This window comes from Croceibacterium sp. TMG7-5b_MA50 (assembly GCF_039830145.1).
In the GTDB taxonomy this organism is placed as follows: domain Bacteria; phylum Pseudomonadota; class Alphaproteobacteria; order Sphingomonadales; family Sphingomonadaceae; genus Croceibacterium.
Genome location: NZ_CP156082.1, coordinates 2149800 through 2162666, shown reverse-complemented (window position 1 = coordinate 2162666; position 12867 = coordinate 2149800). Strand labels below are relative to the sequence as shown.

The 12867-nt window shown below is 63.1% G+C and carries 11 protein-coding genes; 5 read left to right on the top strand and 6 right to left on the bottom strand.

The window, feature by feature from the left end:
- The first annotated feature begins 83 nt into the window (after positions 1-83).
- The 4 genes from V5740_RS10285 to V5740_RS10270 are packed head-to-tail and all read left to right on the top strand — an operon-like array spanning position 84 to position 5155.
- The gene (locus V5740_RS10285) at positions 84-1628 is read left to right on the top strand and encodes a glycosyltransferase family 2 protein (RefSeq protein ID WP_347302390.1); all 1545 of its coding nucleotides are present in this window, start codon (positions 84-86) and stop codon (positions 1626-1628) included.
- Complete coding sequence (locus V5740_RS10280) at positions 1625-2386, top strand: DUF5672 family protein (protein WP_347302389.1); 762 nt, start codon at positions 1625-1627, stop codon at positions 2384-2386. The genes V5740_RS10285 and V5740_RS10280 overlap by 4 nt, the downstream gene beginning before the upstream one ends.
- Positions 2387-2421: 35 nt before the next feature.
- Positions 2422-3366 (top strand): phytanoyl-CoA dioxygenase family protein, encoded by a 945-nt coding sequence (locus V5740_RS10275; RefSeq protein ID WP_347302388.1) that lies wholly within the window; start codon positions 2422-2424, stop codon positions 3364-3366.
- Positions 3356-5155: a hypothetical protein gene (locus V5740_RS10270; protein WP_347302387.1), complete on the top strand. Its 1800-nt coding sequence runs from the start codon at positions 3356-3358 to the stop codon at positions 5153-5155. Before V5740_RS10275 ends, V5740_RS10270 begins: the two co-directional genes overlap by 11 nt.
- A 65-nt stretch (positions 5156-5220) precedes the next feature.
- Here the strand turns inward: V5740_RS10270 and V5740_RS10265 are convergent, their stop codons facing one another.
- Genes V5740_RS10265 through V5740_RS10255 form a run of 3 tightly spaced genes read right to left on the bottom strand, consistent with a single transcriptional unit; the run spans position 5221 to position 7868 of the window.
- Positions 5221-5868 carry an ABC transporter ATP-binding protein gene (locus V5740_RS10265; RefSeq protein ID WP_347302386.1) on the bottom strand — a complete coding sequence of 216 codons (648 nt, stop codon included), beginning with the start codon at positions 5866-5868 and terminating at the stop codon, positions 5221-5223.
- Between the two features lie 10 nt (positions 5869-5878).
- Positions 5879-6676 (bottom strand): ABC transporter permease, encoded by a 798-nt coding sequence (locus V5740_RS10260; protein ID WP_347302385.1) that lies wholly within the window; start codon positions 6674-6676, stop codon positions 5879-5881.
- A 1-nt stretch (position 6677) separates the two neighbouring features.
- The gene (locus V5740_RS10255; RefSeq protein WP_347302384.1) at positions 6678-7868 is read right to left on the bottom strand and encodes a Wzz/FepE/Etk N-terminal domain-containing protein; all 1191 of its coding nucleotides are present in this window, start codon (positions 7866-7868) and stop codon (positions 6678-6680) included.
- Positions 7869-8116: 248 nt separating this feature from the next.
- On the opposite strand from V5740_RS10255, the gene V5740_RS10250 reads away from it, so the two are divergent.
- A complete protein-coding gene (locus V5740_RS10250; RefSeq protein WP_347302383.1) occupies positions 8117-9208 on the top strand; it encodes a polysaccharide biosynthesis/export family protein in 1092 nt (363 codons plus the stop codon).
- An 82-nt stretch (positions 9209-9290) separates the two neighbouring features.
- On the opposite strand, the gene V5740_RS10245 is transcribed toward V5740_RS10250, so the two are convergent.
- Genes V5740_RS10245 through V5740_RS10235 form a run of 3 tightly spaced genes read right to left on the bottom strand, consistent with a single transcriptional unit; the run spans position 9291 to position 12809 of the window.
- Complete coding sequence (locus V5740_RS10245) at positions 9291-10076, bottom strand: hypothetical protein (protein ID WP_347302382.1); 786 nt, start codon at positions 10074-10076, stop codon at positions 9291-9293.
- Positions 10073-12316, bottom strand: coding sequence for a glycosyltransferase (locus V5740_RS10240; protein WP_347304500.1), 2244 nt, complete (start codon positions 12314-12316; stop codon positions 10073-10075). Before V5740_RS10240 ends, V5740_RS10245 begins: the two co-directional genes overlap by 4 nt.
- Positions 12306-12809: a hypothetical protein gene (locus V5740_RS10235; RefSeq protein WP_347302381.1), complete on the bottom strand. Its 504-nt coding sequence runs from the start codon at positions 12807-12809 to the stop codon at positions 12306-12308. The genes V5740_RS10240 and V5740_RS10235 overlap by 11 nt, the downstream gene beginning before the upstream one ends.
- Positions 12810-12867: the final 58 nt, after the last annotated feature.

Here is a 12867-nt window from a genome sequence, read left to right as displayed (position 1 = left end):
ACTGCGCCCGTCGCATGGCCGGGGCGGCACGGCGTAGCGGGTGCCTTGCCGGGTAAGCGTGGCAGTCGCTATGGCGCGCGGCGATGCAGGTTGGGAAAGTTCGATCGCGCGGCGGATGGTGGCACCTGCCGCTGGCTTATGCCGATGCTGCGCGCCTGGCGCCGCGCGCCTTCGCCACGGCGCTGTGGTGGCGCATCCTGGGCAAGCGGGTGCGCGCCCGCGGACACTTCGCGCCGCTGCTGTCGGCCTCCCGCCACGCCTACGCCGTCTGGCTGTCGCGCGAGGCGCTGCCGGCCGGCAGCGGAACTGGCCCGGCGATCCTGGCACTGGTCGCACCTGGGGCCGGACGCGCGGCGACGCTGGCGAGCCTGGCGGCGGAAAGCGTGCCGGTGATCGGCAACGCCGCCGATGCGGCCCCCGGCAGCTGGCTGCTGCCGCTCTACCCGGGCGACGTGCTGGCGACGGGTGCGGCCGCGCTATACCGCGCGGCGACGGCGGATACGGCAGCGGACATCCTGTACGCCGATGACGACCTGCTGGTGGCGGGCCGGCGCACCGGTCCGCATTTCAAGCCCGGCTGGAACGCGGAACTGTTCGCCCACCACGACTATCTCGCCGGTACGGCGCTACTGCGTGCGCGCGATAGCTTGGTCGGCAGCGACGCGGCCGCGCTGCTGCGGGCGGCGATCGCCGCGTCGGACCAGCCGCCGCAGCATCTGCCCCATGTTTTGCACCACCGGCATGCCCGGCCCGCGCCAACCCTGCCGCCACGGCCCTTGGCGGTGGACCGGCAGGCGCTGCCGCCGGTGAGCATCGTTATCCCCACGCGCAATCGGGTGGACCTGCTGCGCCAGGTGACCGATGGCCTCGCCCGCACGGACTATCCCGCGACCGAGATCATCATCGTCGACAATGGCAGCGATGATCCGGCGACATTGCGCTGGCTGAGTGAATGGGCCGCACGCGACCCGGCCTGCCACATCGTGCTGCCCCAGCCAGGGCCATTCAACTATTCGGCGCTGAACAACCACGCGGTGCGGCAGGCGACGGGCGAGCTCGTCTGCCTGCTCAACAACGATATCGAGATGATCGGGCCGGACTGGCTGGCGATCATGGCGCAGCAGGCCCTGCGGCCGGAAGTCGGTGCTGTCGGCGCGAGGCTGCTCTACCCTGACGGCCGGATCCAGCATGCCGGCGTCGTGATGGGGGTAGGCAACGCTGCCGGCCACGCGCATCGCTTCCTGCGGCCGGAGGTGGAGGGATGGCACCACCGCCATTCGCTGCCGCATTTCGTCTCTGCCGTGACCGCCGCCTGCCTGGTGGTACGGCGCGACCGGTTCGAAGCGGTGAGCGGGTTGGACGAGGCGAACTTCGCCGTCGCCTTCAACGATGTCGACCTGTGTCTGCGGCTGAACCAGCGCGGCTGGCAGAGCCTCTACGAACCGCGTGCGACGCTGGTGCATCACGAATCCGTCAGCCGCGGACTGGACCGTGACCCGGTGGGCGCGGCCCGGTTCGCGGGCGAGCTGGCCGCTCTCAAACGCATCTGGGGGACCGAAACGCTGGTCGATCCCTGGCATCACCCTGAACTCAGCCGTGCGACCGAACGCTTCTCGGTAGGACTATGAGCGAACGATTGCCTTTGCCGCAGGTCACGCTGCTCGCGGTCACTTCGGTAAACCTGCCGGCGACGATCGCTGCCATCGATGCAAGCCGGCGGCAGATCGCCTTTGGTGCATGCAAGCTGCTGACCGATGCGCAGGTGGTAGCTCCGCATCCCGAGGTGGAGGTGGTGCCAATCGCGCCGCTTACCTCGTCGCGCGCCTATTCCGCCTTCATGCTGCAGCAGCTGGCAGATCATGTGACGACACCGTTTTGCCTTGTGGTGCAGTGGGACGGGCATGTTCTGGATCCAGGTCGCTGGCGGCCTGAGTTCCTTGACCACGATTATGTCGGCGCTAGCTGGCCGCAATTCCATGATGGCTTCGATGTGGGGAATGGCGGCTTCTCCCTGCGCAGCCGCCGCTTGCTGGAAGCCTGCCGGGCAGATCAGTTCGTGCCCCGCCACCCGGAAGACGTCGCGATCGGTCGCACCAACCGCGCCTGGCTGGAGGCGCAGGGCCTCCGCTTCGCATCGCGCCCGCTGGCCGACCTGTTCGCGGCGGAGCGGGCGGGCAACCCGGCAGCAAGCTTCGGCTATCACGGTGCCTGGCTGATGCCGCGCGTTTTGGGGTCTGCGCGGTTCTGGCAGCTTTACACAACCCTCGACGAGCGCGGGAGCATGGTGCGCGATCGCGGGATGATCGCTCGGCAGTTGGCTCGCGGGCCAGATGGCCTGAGGCGGGCGGCGCGGATGCTGCTTGACCTTGCGACCCGCAAGCGGTGAGGGAGCAAGACCTCCTGCATGGAAACCTCCCGCGCATGAACAATCCTTTTCCCGGCGTGCCGCACATCGAGTCCCCCCTGTTTCCCCGTTTGCGCGAGCAGCTGGATCTGACGGCAGAGGAAGCGCGGATCGCGGACGAGCTGTTCGCACGCGGCTATGCCGTGCTCGACTTCCCCGATCCGGAGATCGACGCACGGATGGAGCGGATCAAGACGCATCTGGGCCCCCGCTACGGCATCGACTTCGCCGATCCCCGATCGGACAAGACCGCAGGCGAACGACGGGTGCAGGATGCCTGGAAGTTCGACGCCGACGTGAAGGCGATCGCCGCCAACCAGGTGCTGCTGGGTCTGCTGAGCAAGCTCTATGGCCGCAGGGCATTTCCATTCCAGACCCTGAACTTTCCCGTCGGCACGCAGCAGGAGGCGCATACCGACGCGGTCCACTTCTCCAGCCTGCCCCAACGCTTCATGTGCGGCGTGTGGCTGGCGATGGAGGATATCGCGCCCGAGGCCGGGCCGGTGTTCTACGTTCCGGGATCGCACCGGTGGCCGCAGCTCAGCAACGCGATGATTGGCCGCCGCGGACATGGCAGCAGCCTGAGCTCGGCACAGGATCCTTTCGCCGAGGGCTGGCGCGCGCTGATGGAGGTGCATGGCGGCATGGAGGAACCGTTCCTGGCGAAAAAGGGCCAGGCGCTGATCTGGACCGCCAACCTGCTGCACGGCGGCAGCCGCCAGACCGACCCCCACCTCACCCGCTGGTCGCAGGTAACCCATTACTATTTCGAGGACTGCATCTGGTACACGCCCGCCTTCAGCGACGAGGCGCTTGGCCGGCTCCGAATGCGTGAACCGGTGGCGATCACCGACGGGGTGCAGCGCAGGAATAGTTGGCTGGGGGAGCCGGTGGCAGTCGATAGACCTGCGAAGCTTAGTCTGCTGCAGCGGGTGAAGCAGGTGAAGTGGCTTGGCCGCTGACACGCTACCCGTCTATCCCGACGCGATCGCCTGGCCATGGCAACGCCGGAAGCTGCGGCGTCGATCGCTGCCGCCCGGAACCGTCGTCCCGCCCCGCGCGCTCCTGATCTGGCGAGAGCGTCCGGATCTCAAGGCGGCGTTCGATCTCGCAACGATCGAGGGGCGGGAACACCTGGTCTGGTGGTATCTGCGCCATGGCTTTGCCGAGTATGGGCTGCAATTGCAGGATGATGAAGCGGGCCTGCTCTCGCTGAACGATCCAGTCCCGCAATGGCCGCAGCTAGCGCCGGTCCCGATTACCTGGCTGATGCGCGGGCTGGCCGATCTGGCAAGGGTAGAGGGTGCCGCCCTGCGGTCGGCGGACGGGCAGCATCGGCTGACAACGTGGTACTTTGCACGTGGCTTGGCGGAACGCCACCTGCTGTCCTTCCTGACCGCTGAGCAGGCCGCGGTGCTGCTGGCCGGGCTACCGGATCGTCGGGGCACCCCCGCTTTGCTGCAGATGGTGTGGGACAACGATCCGGCATTGGCGCAGCGGTTCGCCGATATCGAAGACCCCGCCTTTGCAGCCTGGTGCAGTGGCGCGGGTGCGCTTGCCGTCCCCTTGCTGCGCCACAAGTTGATCGGCATTGCCCCACCAAGATCGCGCCGGCCGGCCAGCGAAAAGCCTTTTGGCGTCAACCTGTTCGGCCACGCCCGCAGCCGCAGCGGCATCAGCGAGGATTTGCGCATGGCGGCGCAGGTGCTGGAATCGGCCGATATTCCTTACATCATCCGCGACGTGCCAGCAGGCCCCAGCGTCCCAGATGAGGAAGCACCCGCCATGCAAACGGCCAACACGTTGCCTTACGCCATCAACATGTTCGCCATGACTGCTCCTGCGACCATGGCTGCGGTGAGCGCACTGGGTGGGGCAGATGCCATCGGCGATTATTACAATGTCGGCTTCTGGCCGTGGGAATTGCCTGAATTGCCAGAGATATGGCGACACGCCTACGACACGGTGGACGAGGTCTGGGCGTCCAGCCGCTTCACGTGGCACGCCTTCTGCCGTTCGGCCCCGGTACCGGTGCGCCATGTCCCGTTCGCCGTCACAGCGCAGGAGAGTGCCGGACTGGACCGAGCGGCCTTTGGCATACCAGAAGGCGTCTTCCTGTTCGGCTTTGCCTTTGATGGCTTGTCAGGCTTTTCCCGCAAGGCCCCGCTTGCCACAGTGCAATCGTTCAAGTGGGCATTCGCGCCTGACGATACGAGCGTCGGCTTGGTGATCAAGGGCCTGCGGGTGGCGGGAGATCCCGCTTGGCAGCAGGTGCTAGCGGAAATTGACGAGGATCCGCGCATCCATCTGGTTACCCGATCGCTGGACCGCGGGAGCCTGCTCGATTTGTGGCGATCGCTCGACTGCTTCGTCTCGCTGCACCGGAGCGAGGGTTTTGGTCGCAACATTGCGGAGTGCATGCTGCTGGGCAAGCCGGTGGCGGTGACCGCGCATTCTGGCAACATGGATTTCACTCACAGCGACACCGCTGCGCTGGTACCGTGTGCTTTGCGGACGGTAGAGGCGGGCGAATACCCGTTCGGCACGGGGCAAGTGTGGGCCGAACCCGACATCGCCGCTGCCGCCGAGGTGCTGCAGCGAATTGTGACCGATGACCAGTGGGTTGAGGAAATCGCCGGCGCCGGGCAGGCGTTGGTGGCACGGCAGCATGACCCGGCTCTGCTCGCGCCGATATGGGCATCGCTGCTGCGCAAGGCCTGTCAGCAGAACACGATCCTATCGGCAAAGTAAGATAGCGTCAGCCGTGCGCTGCCCGGCTGAAACGCTGTCAGCCTGGCACCCGGCTCGGCGCCTGGCTACAGCTCCGCATAGGCGGCAAGGGCCGCGTCGAGGTTTTCGTATGCGAGCAGTTCCCCCTTGTCGAGGATCAGTGCCCTGTCGCAGAAAGTGTGCACTATGTCCGGACTGTGGGAGGCCAGGATCATGGTGCGGTCCTCCCGCTTCTCAAACAGCTCGAAATGACATTTGCGCTGGAAGTTCTGGTCGCCGACCATGATGACTTCATCAATCAGGTAACAGTCGAACTCAATCGCCAGCGACAAGGCGAAGGCGAGCCGCGCGCGCATACCGGACGAATAGGTCTTGACCGGCATCTTCAGCTGCCGGCCGAGCTCCGTGAAATCCTCCACGAAGTCGCGCATGGCGCTGTAATCGCGGTCGTAGATGCGCGCGATGAAACGGGCATTATCGTATCCGGTAAGGCTCCCTTGAAAGCCGCCAGCAAAGCCGAGCGGCCAAGATAGCGACATATGTCGCTCGATCTTGCCCGAATCAGGCATTTCCACGCCACCCAGCAGCTTGATCAGTGTGCTCTTGCCCGCACCGTTGCGCCCCAGCAGCGCCACCCGTTCGCCAGGCTGGACGGCAAGGTTGACGTTGCGCAATACCTGCTTGCGTCCATGCCCAAGCTTGTACGACTTGCACAGGTCCCGGCAGATGATCATCGGGCTGCCCTCAATCGACGGTCATGGTCCTGCGCACCCGGCGGCACAGAACAAGGCCGAACGGCAGCAGGATCATTGCAAAGACGATGGGGAACAGCGTGTCATAATAGGTCCTTACCTCGTCACCCCAGATGCCCTCGCGCATCATTTCCATGCAATGGACAAAAGGCGACCACATTAAGGCTTCACGGATGGACGGGGTCAGGAACGAAGCCATAGTGAAGGTGCCGGAAAACGGAATCATGATGTAGGTCGTCACGGGCAGGAATTTCTCCAACACCTCCGACATCTCCGACAGGGGGGCGATGATCAGGCAGATGGAGGCGGTCACGAGGAAGTACAGCATCCAGCCGAGGATCAGCAGACCCATGTTTTCCGGCAGTGGAAACTGGTCGAACGGCACCAGGACGATCGCGATGAACAGATAGGCCATCATTCCGCCCAGCAGTTCGATCAGCAGGCGGACTACCATGAAGTCGAGGATCTTGACTTGTCGGTGATAGACTAGGCTGCCATTGGCCTGGAACACGGCCGCGCTACGACCCACGCAATGGCGGAACAGCGTTAGCGGCAGATAGCCGCTGATGACAAAGGCGGCAATTTCAAGGCCGTGTTCCTCCGGCCCGATCATGATCCGCCACACCAGCGAGACCAGACCAGCAAAAAGCAGCGGTTCGACCATGATCCACAGAAAGCCGATGTTTTCCCGCCCGAAGCGGGTGGTCAGCTCGCGGATCATAAGCGCATGTATCACGCGCCACTGAATGCGCCAGCCATCGCGCAGGCGGCGCATGGTCGATTGTGTCATCTCAGTTGTCCGGCGCGTGCTCGAGAATGCCGACGATCAGCATCCAGCCGATGAAATACAGGCAGGTGGCCGCGGCCGCCACGATGATCACCATCAGCAGGCGGCGCGGCAGGACCGGCATGTCCGGCATATTTGGATCGACGATGCGTTCTAAGTAGTATTGCTGGCTAACCGCCTCCGCCCGGGCGCGGACCAGAGCCGCATTGGCCACGGTCAGGTTCTGCGTGGCGAATTCCTGTTCGACGAACAGGTCCTCGTACCCACCCAGCTTGGACGCGATCGCATCGCCGTCGACCCCCACGACCCGCGTGTCTTGCGACGCGATTTGGGCGGACATGGCGGCGACTTGGCTGCGGAGAGCCGGGATGGATGGATTGTCGGGCGTCAATCGCTGCATCTGATCGAGCTGCGCCTGCAGCAGGGCCCGCTGCGCCACCAATTCGTTAGCGATCGCAAGCACCCCAGTCGCCTGCGCCGCCGGATCGATCAGCTGCTGCCGGTTGCGATACTCGGTCAACGCAATTCGCGCCGTGCGGGCGCGGGCGGTCGCCAGATCGACCTCGCGCTGTGCCTCCGCTATGGCGCTGGTGCGGGCGCGGTTGTTCAGTTGATTGACCAGCCGTTCACTCAACTGCAGCAGATTGCGGTTAATCTCGAACGCGTCGCGCGGCGTGTAGGCTTCCACCTTCAGCACGGCCACGCCCGTCTCAGTGTCCGGCTGTGCGTTCACCTTGTCGCGGTAAAATTGATACAGATCCTCGAACGACCCCTCGCTGAACAATGACGGGAAGCGGCTGAAGAGGTCCGCCTCCGGCGTGGCAAAACGCGAACGTATGTCGATTTCACGCTGCAGCGCTGCCAGTGCATCGCGCGAGCGGATGAAATCCATGACTTCGTTTGCCTGTTCCTGTCCGCCGGTCAGCCCGGTGGTCTGTACCAAGCTGGCGAGGGTCGACATCTGCGCGCCGCGCTGGTCCGGGTTCTTGATGACAAACCGAGACTCCGACACGTACACGTCCGACGCGATGAGGCCGTAATAGACGGTCGCCAGCAGTGTGGGCAGAATTACGAAAAGCGCAAACCAACGCCGCTTGCGCAGCCAGGCCACCAGCCGGTTTTCCTGCCGGTGCCGGTTAGCGGTTTCCACCGGAAACGATTGTTCGATGTTCATAAAGTCCAGCAACATCTTCATGCAGGGGTGCCTGCGGGGTCGAAGCCGTACACCAGGGAAAGCTGGCTCAACAGTGCAGCCGTTCCGCTAGGCCAAGCCGGCGCGACTGGCAAGTGCGGGCATGTAAGCCGGGCACGCAAGGCCGGTGGTGGCCGGCGCAGCCTTGTATCCGGGCTCGACGCTGCTAGAGCGGAATGGACACTTCCCCCCAAGATCAGGTTACGAGTTCCCCCGCGATGCAGGTCAAGACGATAGTGGGGCTATGCCTGATGGCTGGCCTGGCAGGCTGCAGCACGCTTCCCAACAGTGGTCCAACCGGCCGTCAGGTGATCCGGTCCGCCACGCAGCCGGAGGTCGGTAGCCCGATCCGCGTGGTTCCGGTTGCGGTCGCAGCCGACCTGCCGCAGTCATTGCCGCCGCCGGCCATGTCGCTGCCGCAATTGCCGCCGCCGCCAACCGACATGGTCGGCCCGGGCGATGTGCTTGACATCACGATCTACGAAGCGGGCGTGACGCTGTTCACCGATCGCGGGGCGGCGGGTCCGACGGCCTCGGCGCCGGGCGTACGGGGGCAGCAATTGCCGCCTCGGCGGGTGGACGACAATGGTGACATTGTCATCCCTTATGCCGGGCGGCAGCGCGTGCTGGGCCGCACCCTGGCCGAGGTGCAGACGCAGATAAGGGAAGCGCTGAGCCGGATTTCGCAGAATCCGCAGGTGCTGGTGACGCTGTCGCAGCCGATCACGAACACGGTGATCGTCGGCGGGGAAGTCATGCGTCCCGGCCGACTGGTGCTGCAGACTAACCGGGAACGGCTGTCCGACGTGATCGCCCTTGCTGGTGGCACCCGGCGTGAAGCCCGCGACATGACGCTGCGCGTAACACGCGGCGGGCAGGTCTATGACATGCGCCTGGCCGATCTGGTCGAGTATCCGCAGCTGGACGTCGCCACTTATCCCGGCGACCGTATCCTGCTGATCGACAATCCCCGTTCGTTCTCTGTCCTGGGCGCGTCGGGCCAGGTGCAGCAGCTGCCGTTCCCCCGATCGGACGTGTCGCTGGCACAGGCGATTGCCACGGCGGGCGGGGCAAACCCCAACCTGGGTGATCCGGCAGCGATCTTCGTGTTCCGCTACGTGCCCGATGCGACGGGCACGCCGGTGCCGGTCGTGTACCACTTCAACATGATGAACGTCGGCACCTACTTCCTGGCGCAGCGCTTCATCATGCAGGACAAGGACATGCTGTATTTCGGCAATGCCCGCGCAAATCAGCCGGCCAAGGCATTTCAGCTGATCAGCCAGCTGTTCACGCCGCTGATAACGGTGGCCGCCGGCGTAAACGCGGTAAACGGGAACTGAGTGTCGCAGGCAAGCTAGCGCGTTTTGCGCTCGGCTACGGACAAAGTGGCTCGGCTGCCGATCGCAGATACCGGCGGACCAGTCAGGGCATCCGGCCCTCCATGGCGCCGTGGTTGAGAAAATGCTCCACCGGGTCCATTCCAGCCTGCGCCACGTCCGGGTGACGCGCTAGATAATCATCGCCATTGAAGATGCCGTCCTGCTGCAGCATGCGGCGGACGATTAATCGACGGCGATTCAGCGATGACAGTGCCCAGATCACGCGCCAGCGCAGCTTTTGGGCCAGAATCCGCATCCCGATTGCCGCTGCAAGTTCGGTCGGCGTTGCAGGCGGGCTCCGGCGCCCGGTATGCTTCGAGCGAGCAAGGCCGGCTTCTGTCGGTGCGTTGCTACCGTCGTTGAAGATTTGATGCGTATGCGTGGGTGGCCGGAACTGTTCCGCGTAACCTGCAACGTAAATGAAAGTGCTAGGCGCAGCCTTTGAGTTGGCAAAGCGGCGGTGGTGAGCAATCTCTTCCACCACATCGCCGACATGCGGGCCGCGCGCGGCCCATTCAGGCCGCCAAGCCACATCGCGCGACACCATTAAGCTATGCAGATCACGAACTAGGCGAGGCCGTCGCTCGGAATCTTGCCAGCCGACTACGCGATCGTCTCCGCGCATATGTGTCGGGTGAACAACAGATGTTCTTGCCTCCCCCAACGCCCGCGTGGTGGCCGGCCAATCTTTGAACTTGCCCGCGCTTACTAGGTGCGGCAGCACTTCTTCTGGTTCGCACAGCTGTTCGGCCAGCCTGTTCGTGGTCGCTGTATCGGCATTGTTGCCGGTCATCCGCAAGATCGTCTTGAGCCAAGCGCTGTCTATCACCGCGCGCGTCCTTTCTCCGCCACCACCCGGTCGTAAACGGCGAGCAGATCTCGAGCCATTACCTCAGTGCTGTATTTTTGCTGGAACTCAGCATAAGCTTTAATGGAAGCCTGCTTCAGTTCGGCGCGATCACCGGCGAGCCGATCGATGATCGTGCTAGCCTGGCCAATGAAGTCAGGTCCTCCCTGCACCAGCCACCCGCTGCTGCCGTCACCGATCACTTCGGGCAATGCTCCAGCGTCGAGCGCGAGAACCGGGCACCCAGCAGCCATGGCTTCAATCGCAACCAGTCCGAAGCTTTCGAAACGGCTGAGCATCAGCACCATATCAGCATCAAGATACATCTGGTCCAGCTGTTCGCGGCTGATCTTACCATGGAACTTGGCGTTCGTGAGTGTTGCGGGATTGATGTTCGCATCACTCAGCGCCTGAGAGATTGCGGTGTCGTCTAGATCGTGGCCGATAAAATCGAAATGAACCAGCGGATTGACCTGCAACGCTGCGGCCAATTGCAGTGCAAGGTCGTAGCCCTTGCGCAGTTCGAACCGGCCAGGCACCAGGATATGCAGCTTCGTACGGCTTTGTGCAGCCGCGAGCTTTTCTTCCAACGAGATTTCCGCGGCAGCCAGAAGATCTGGTGTGCCATGTACGACGATCGTCGCGCGATCTCTGACTTGAATGTCGTACTCGCCTTCGATCTGGTCGATAATTGTCTGGCTGTTGGCGAGCAGCAATGGCGCCTTGCCAAGAGCAGTCCGCTCCGCATTGATGATCCGGTCTACTGCCGAGCGGCCGTAGATGACGCGGGCATTCCACTCGGGCTTGAACGGACGGGCGAGCATGTAGGTCGTATGCAGACTCATTATCGTTGGGAGATCGGTCTGATCAAGCAGCGGCAATCCCTCCAGATCCCAGATTGGGAACGAAACAAGGTCGAGGCCAAATGTTTTTAGAAACGCAATCTCATCCTGCACCGCAGCCATCCATGCAGTAATTTCGGAGGAGGGCAGGTCGTACTTGCGGGCAATCTCCGGCTCCTCGCGCCCGCCGTTCACAAGGGCATGGACCCAGAACCCATTCTCGAACCTGCGCCATGGAACGTTCTTCGCCCGCGTAATGACGTGAACCGCCACTCCGAGGTTTGCCAGACCGTGGGCGACCAGTGACGTCCAGCGGGCGATCCCGGCATCGTTGTGTGGCGGATATCCCTGGGTGACAAGTGCGACGCGCAAGCGGGGGCGTGGCTGCAGGGGCAGAAAAGCATCAGGTATCTCGGGTATGCGCATGTCACCCGCGACCTTTCCGTCCGCAAGGGCTTTATGCGCGCGCGCCACACCTTCGCGCATCCCGTTCCTGACATCCAGATCGAGACTGCTGCGGTGCGCTGAACTGATCTCGGAATGTTCGGCCAGCCACTTGTTGGCACTGAACAGACGCTCTTCGTAGCCGCTCAATTCGTCGGACAAGCGGGCCCGCCCATCGTGGCGGCCGTGAACCGACGCGAAATACGACACGCTGACCACGGAAGGGTATAGCGTGCGAGGCTTGCGGGAAGTCGTCCGAACGTGGCTTTGTGCAAACTGATGAAAGACGAGCGCGTCGGGCTCATAAACGATCTGCCATCCAGCATCGACCAGGCGCAAGCAGACATCCGTTTCGTCAAGCAGGTAAGCAAATGTGTGATCAAACCCGCCGATCGCGTGCAATGCTTCGCGCCGAAAACTAGAATTCGTACCCAAGAGGCTGGGGTAATACGGCGTACCAGGAAAGTTAAGTTGTCGTTCGTCAAAGAACAGGTCCACGCTATGGGCATTGCCAAACCTGTCGCATACGGTCTTGCAGACCTGCCATTGAACGCCGGTGTTATCGACCGTAAACCCGCCGACACCGCCGACTTCATGATCCGCGTAGTGCTTGGCCAGGTTGGTCAGCCACTGTGGATGCGGCACCGCATCATCGTCGAGAAAAGCTACGATATCGCCTGCCGCAGCCTCGATGCCGATATTGCGGGATACGGAAAGGTTGGGCACGTCACATTGACGTATTTTCACCCGGTCGGCCCACGCGGCCAGCACCTGGGAAGTCGCATCAGTAGACGGTCCATTCACCACGATCAGCTCGTATGCCGGATAATCGAGCTGCGTAACGCCGCGAATGGCATCTTCCAGGTAATCGGCCCGGTTGTAGGTGTTGATTACAATGGAAAAGGATAGAGGCGAGTCAGCCATTTCAAAACTCATCTTCACGTAGAACGGCGAGCCACTCGAGATTGGCCCGGGAAAAGCGCGCATCTTTCATCAGAGCGCCGAGTACGGCGTCCATGCTGGGGCATGTGCGAAGCATTTCCAGCATGTCTGTGGGTGGCACCGTTTGGACCTGCCATGTCAATTGTACCAGGGCGACGACATCGGGTGCTCCCGGCGATTGCATCGGTCCCGGTTCCATGTTGCACAGGTGCAGCGGCATGGTATCCAAGGACGTTCCCTGGCGAACCAGCGCCGTTTCTAACGGTTCGCGCAGGCTGGCAGAGGACGCGCCGTAAGCGTGCGCGGTCCGCAGTGCAATCTCGGCAAAACCCCACTGTTCCAATGCCAGGTGTACCTGACCCTTGGCATGCCACAGATCGCGGCGCCGGGGCTCCTGCCTCAACTCTCGATCGCAAGCTATCGCCGCAGCTTGTGGTTCTCCTCGCGCGACCAGATCGGTGATCGCATCAAAGTTCACGTCTGACATAAATCTCTTTGAATGATCTTGATCAGCCTCGGAAGCCACGCGCACCCTCTATTTGGCA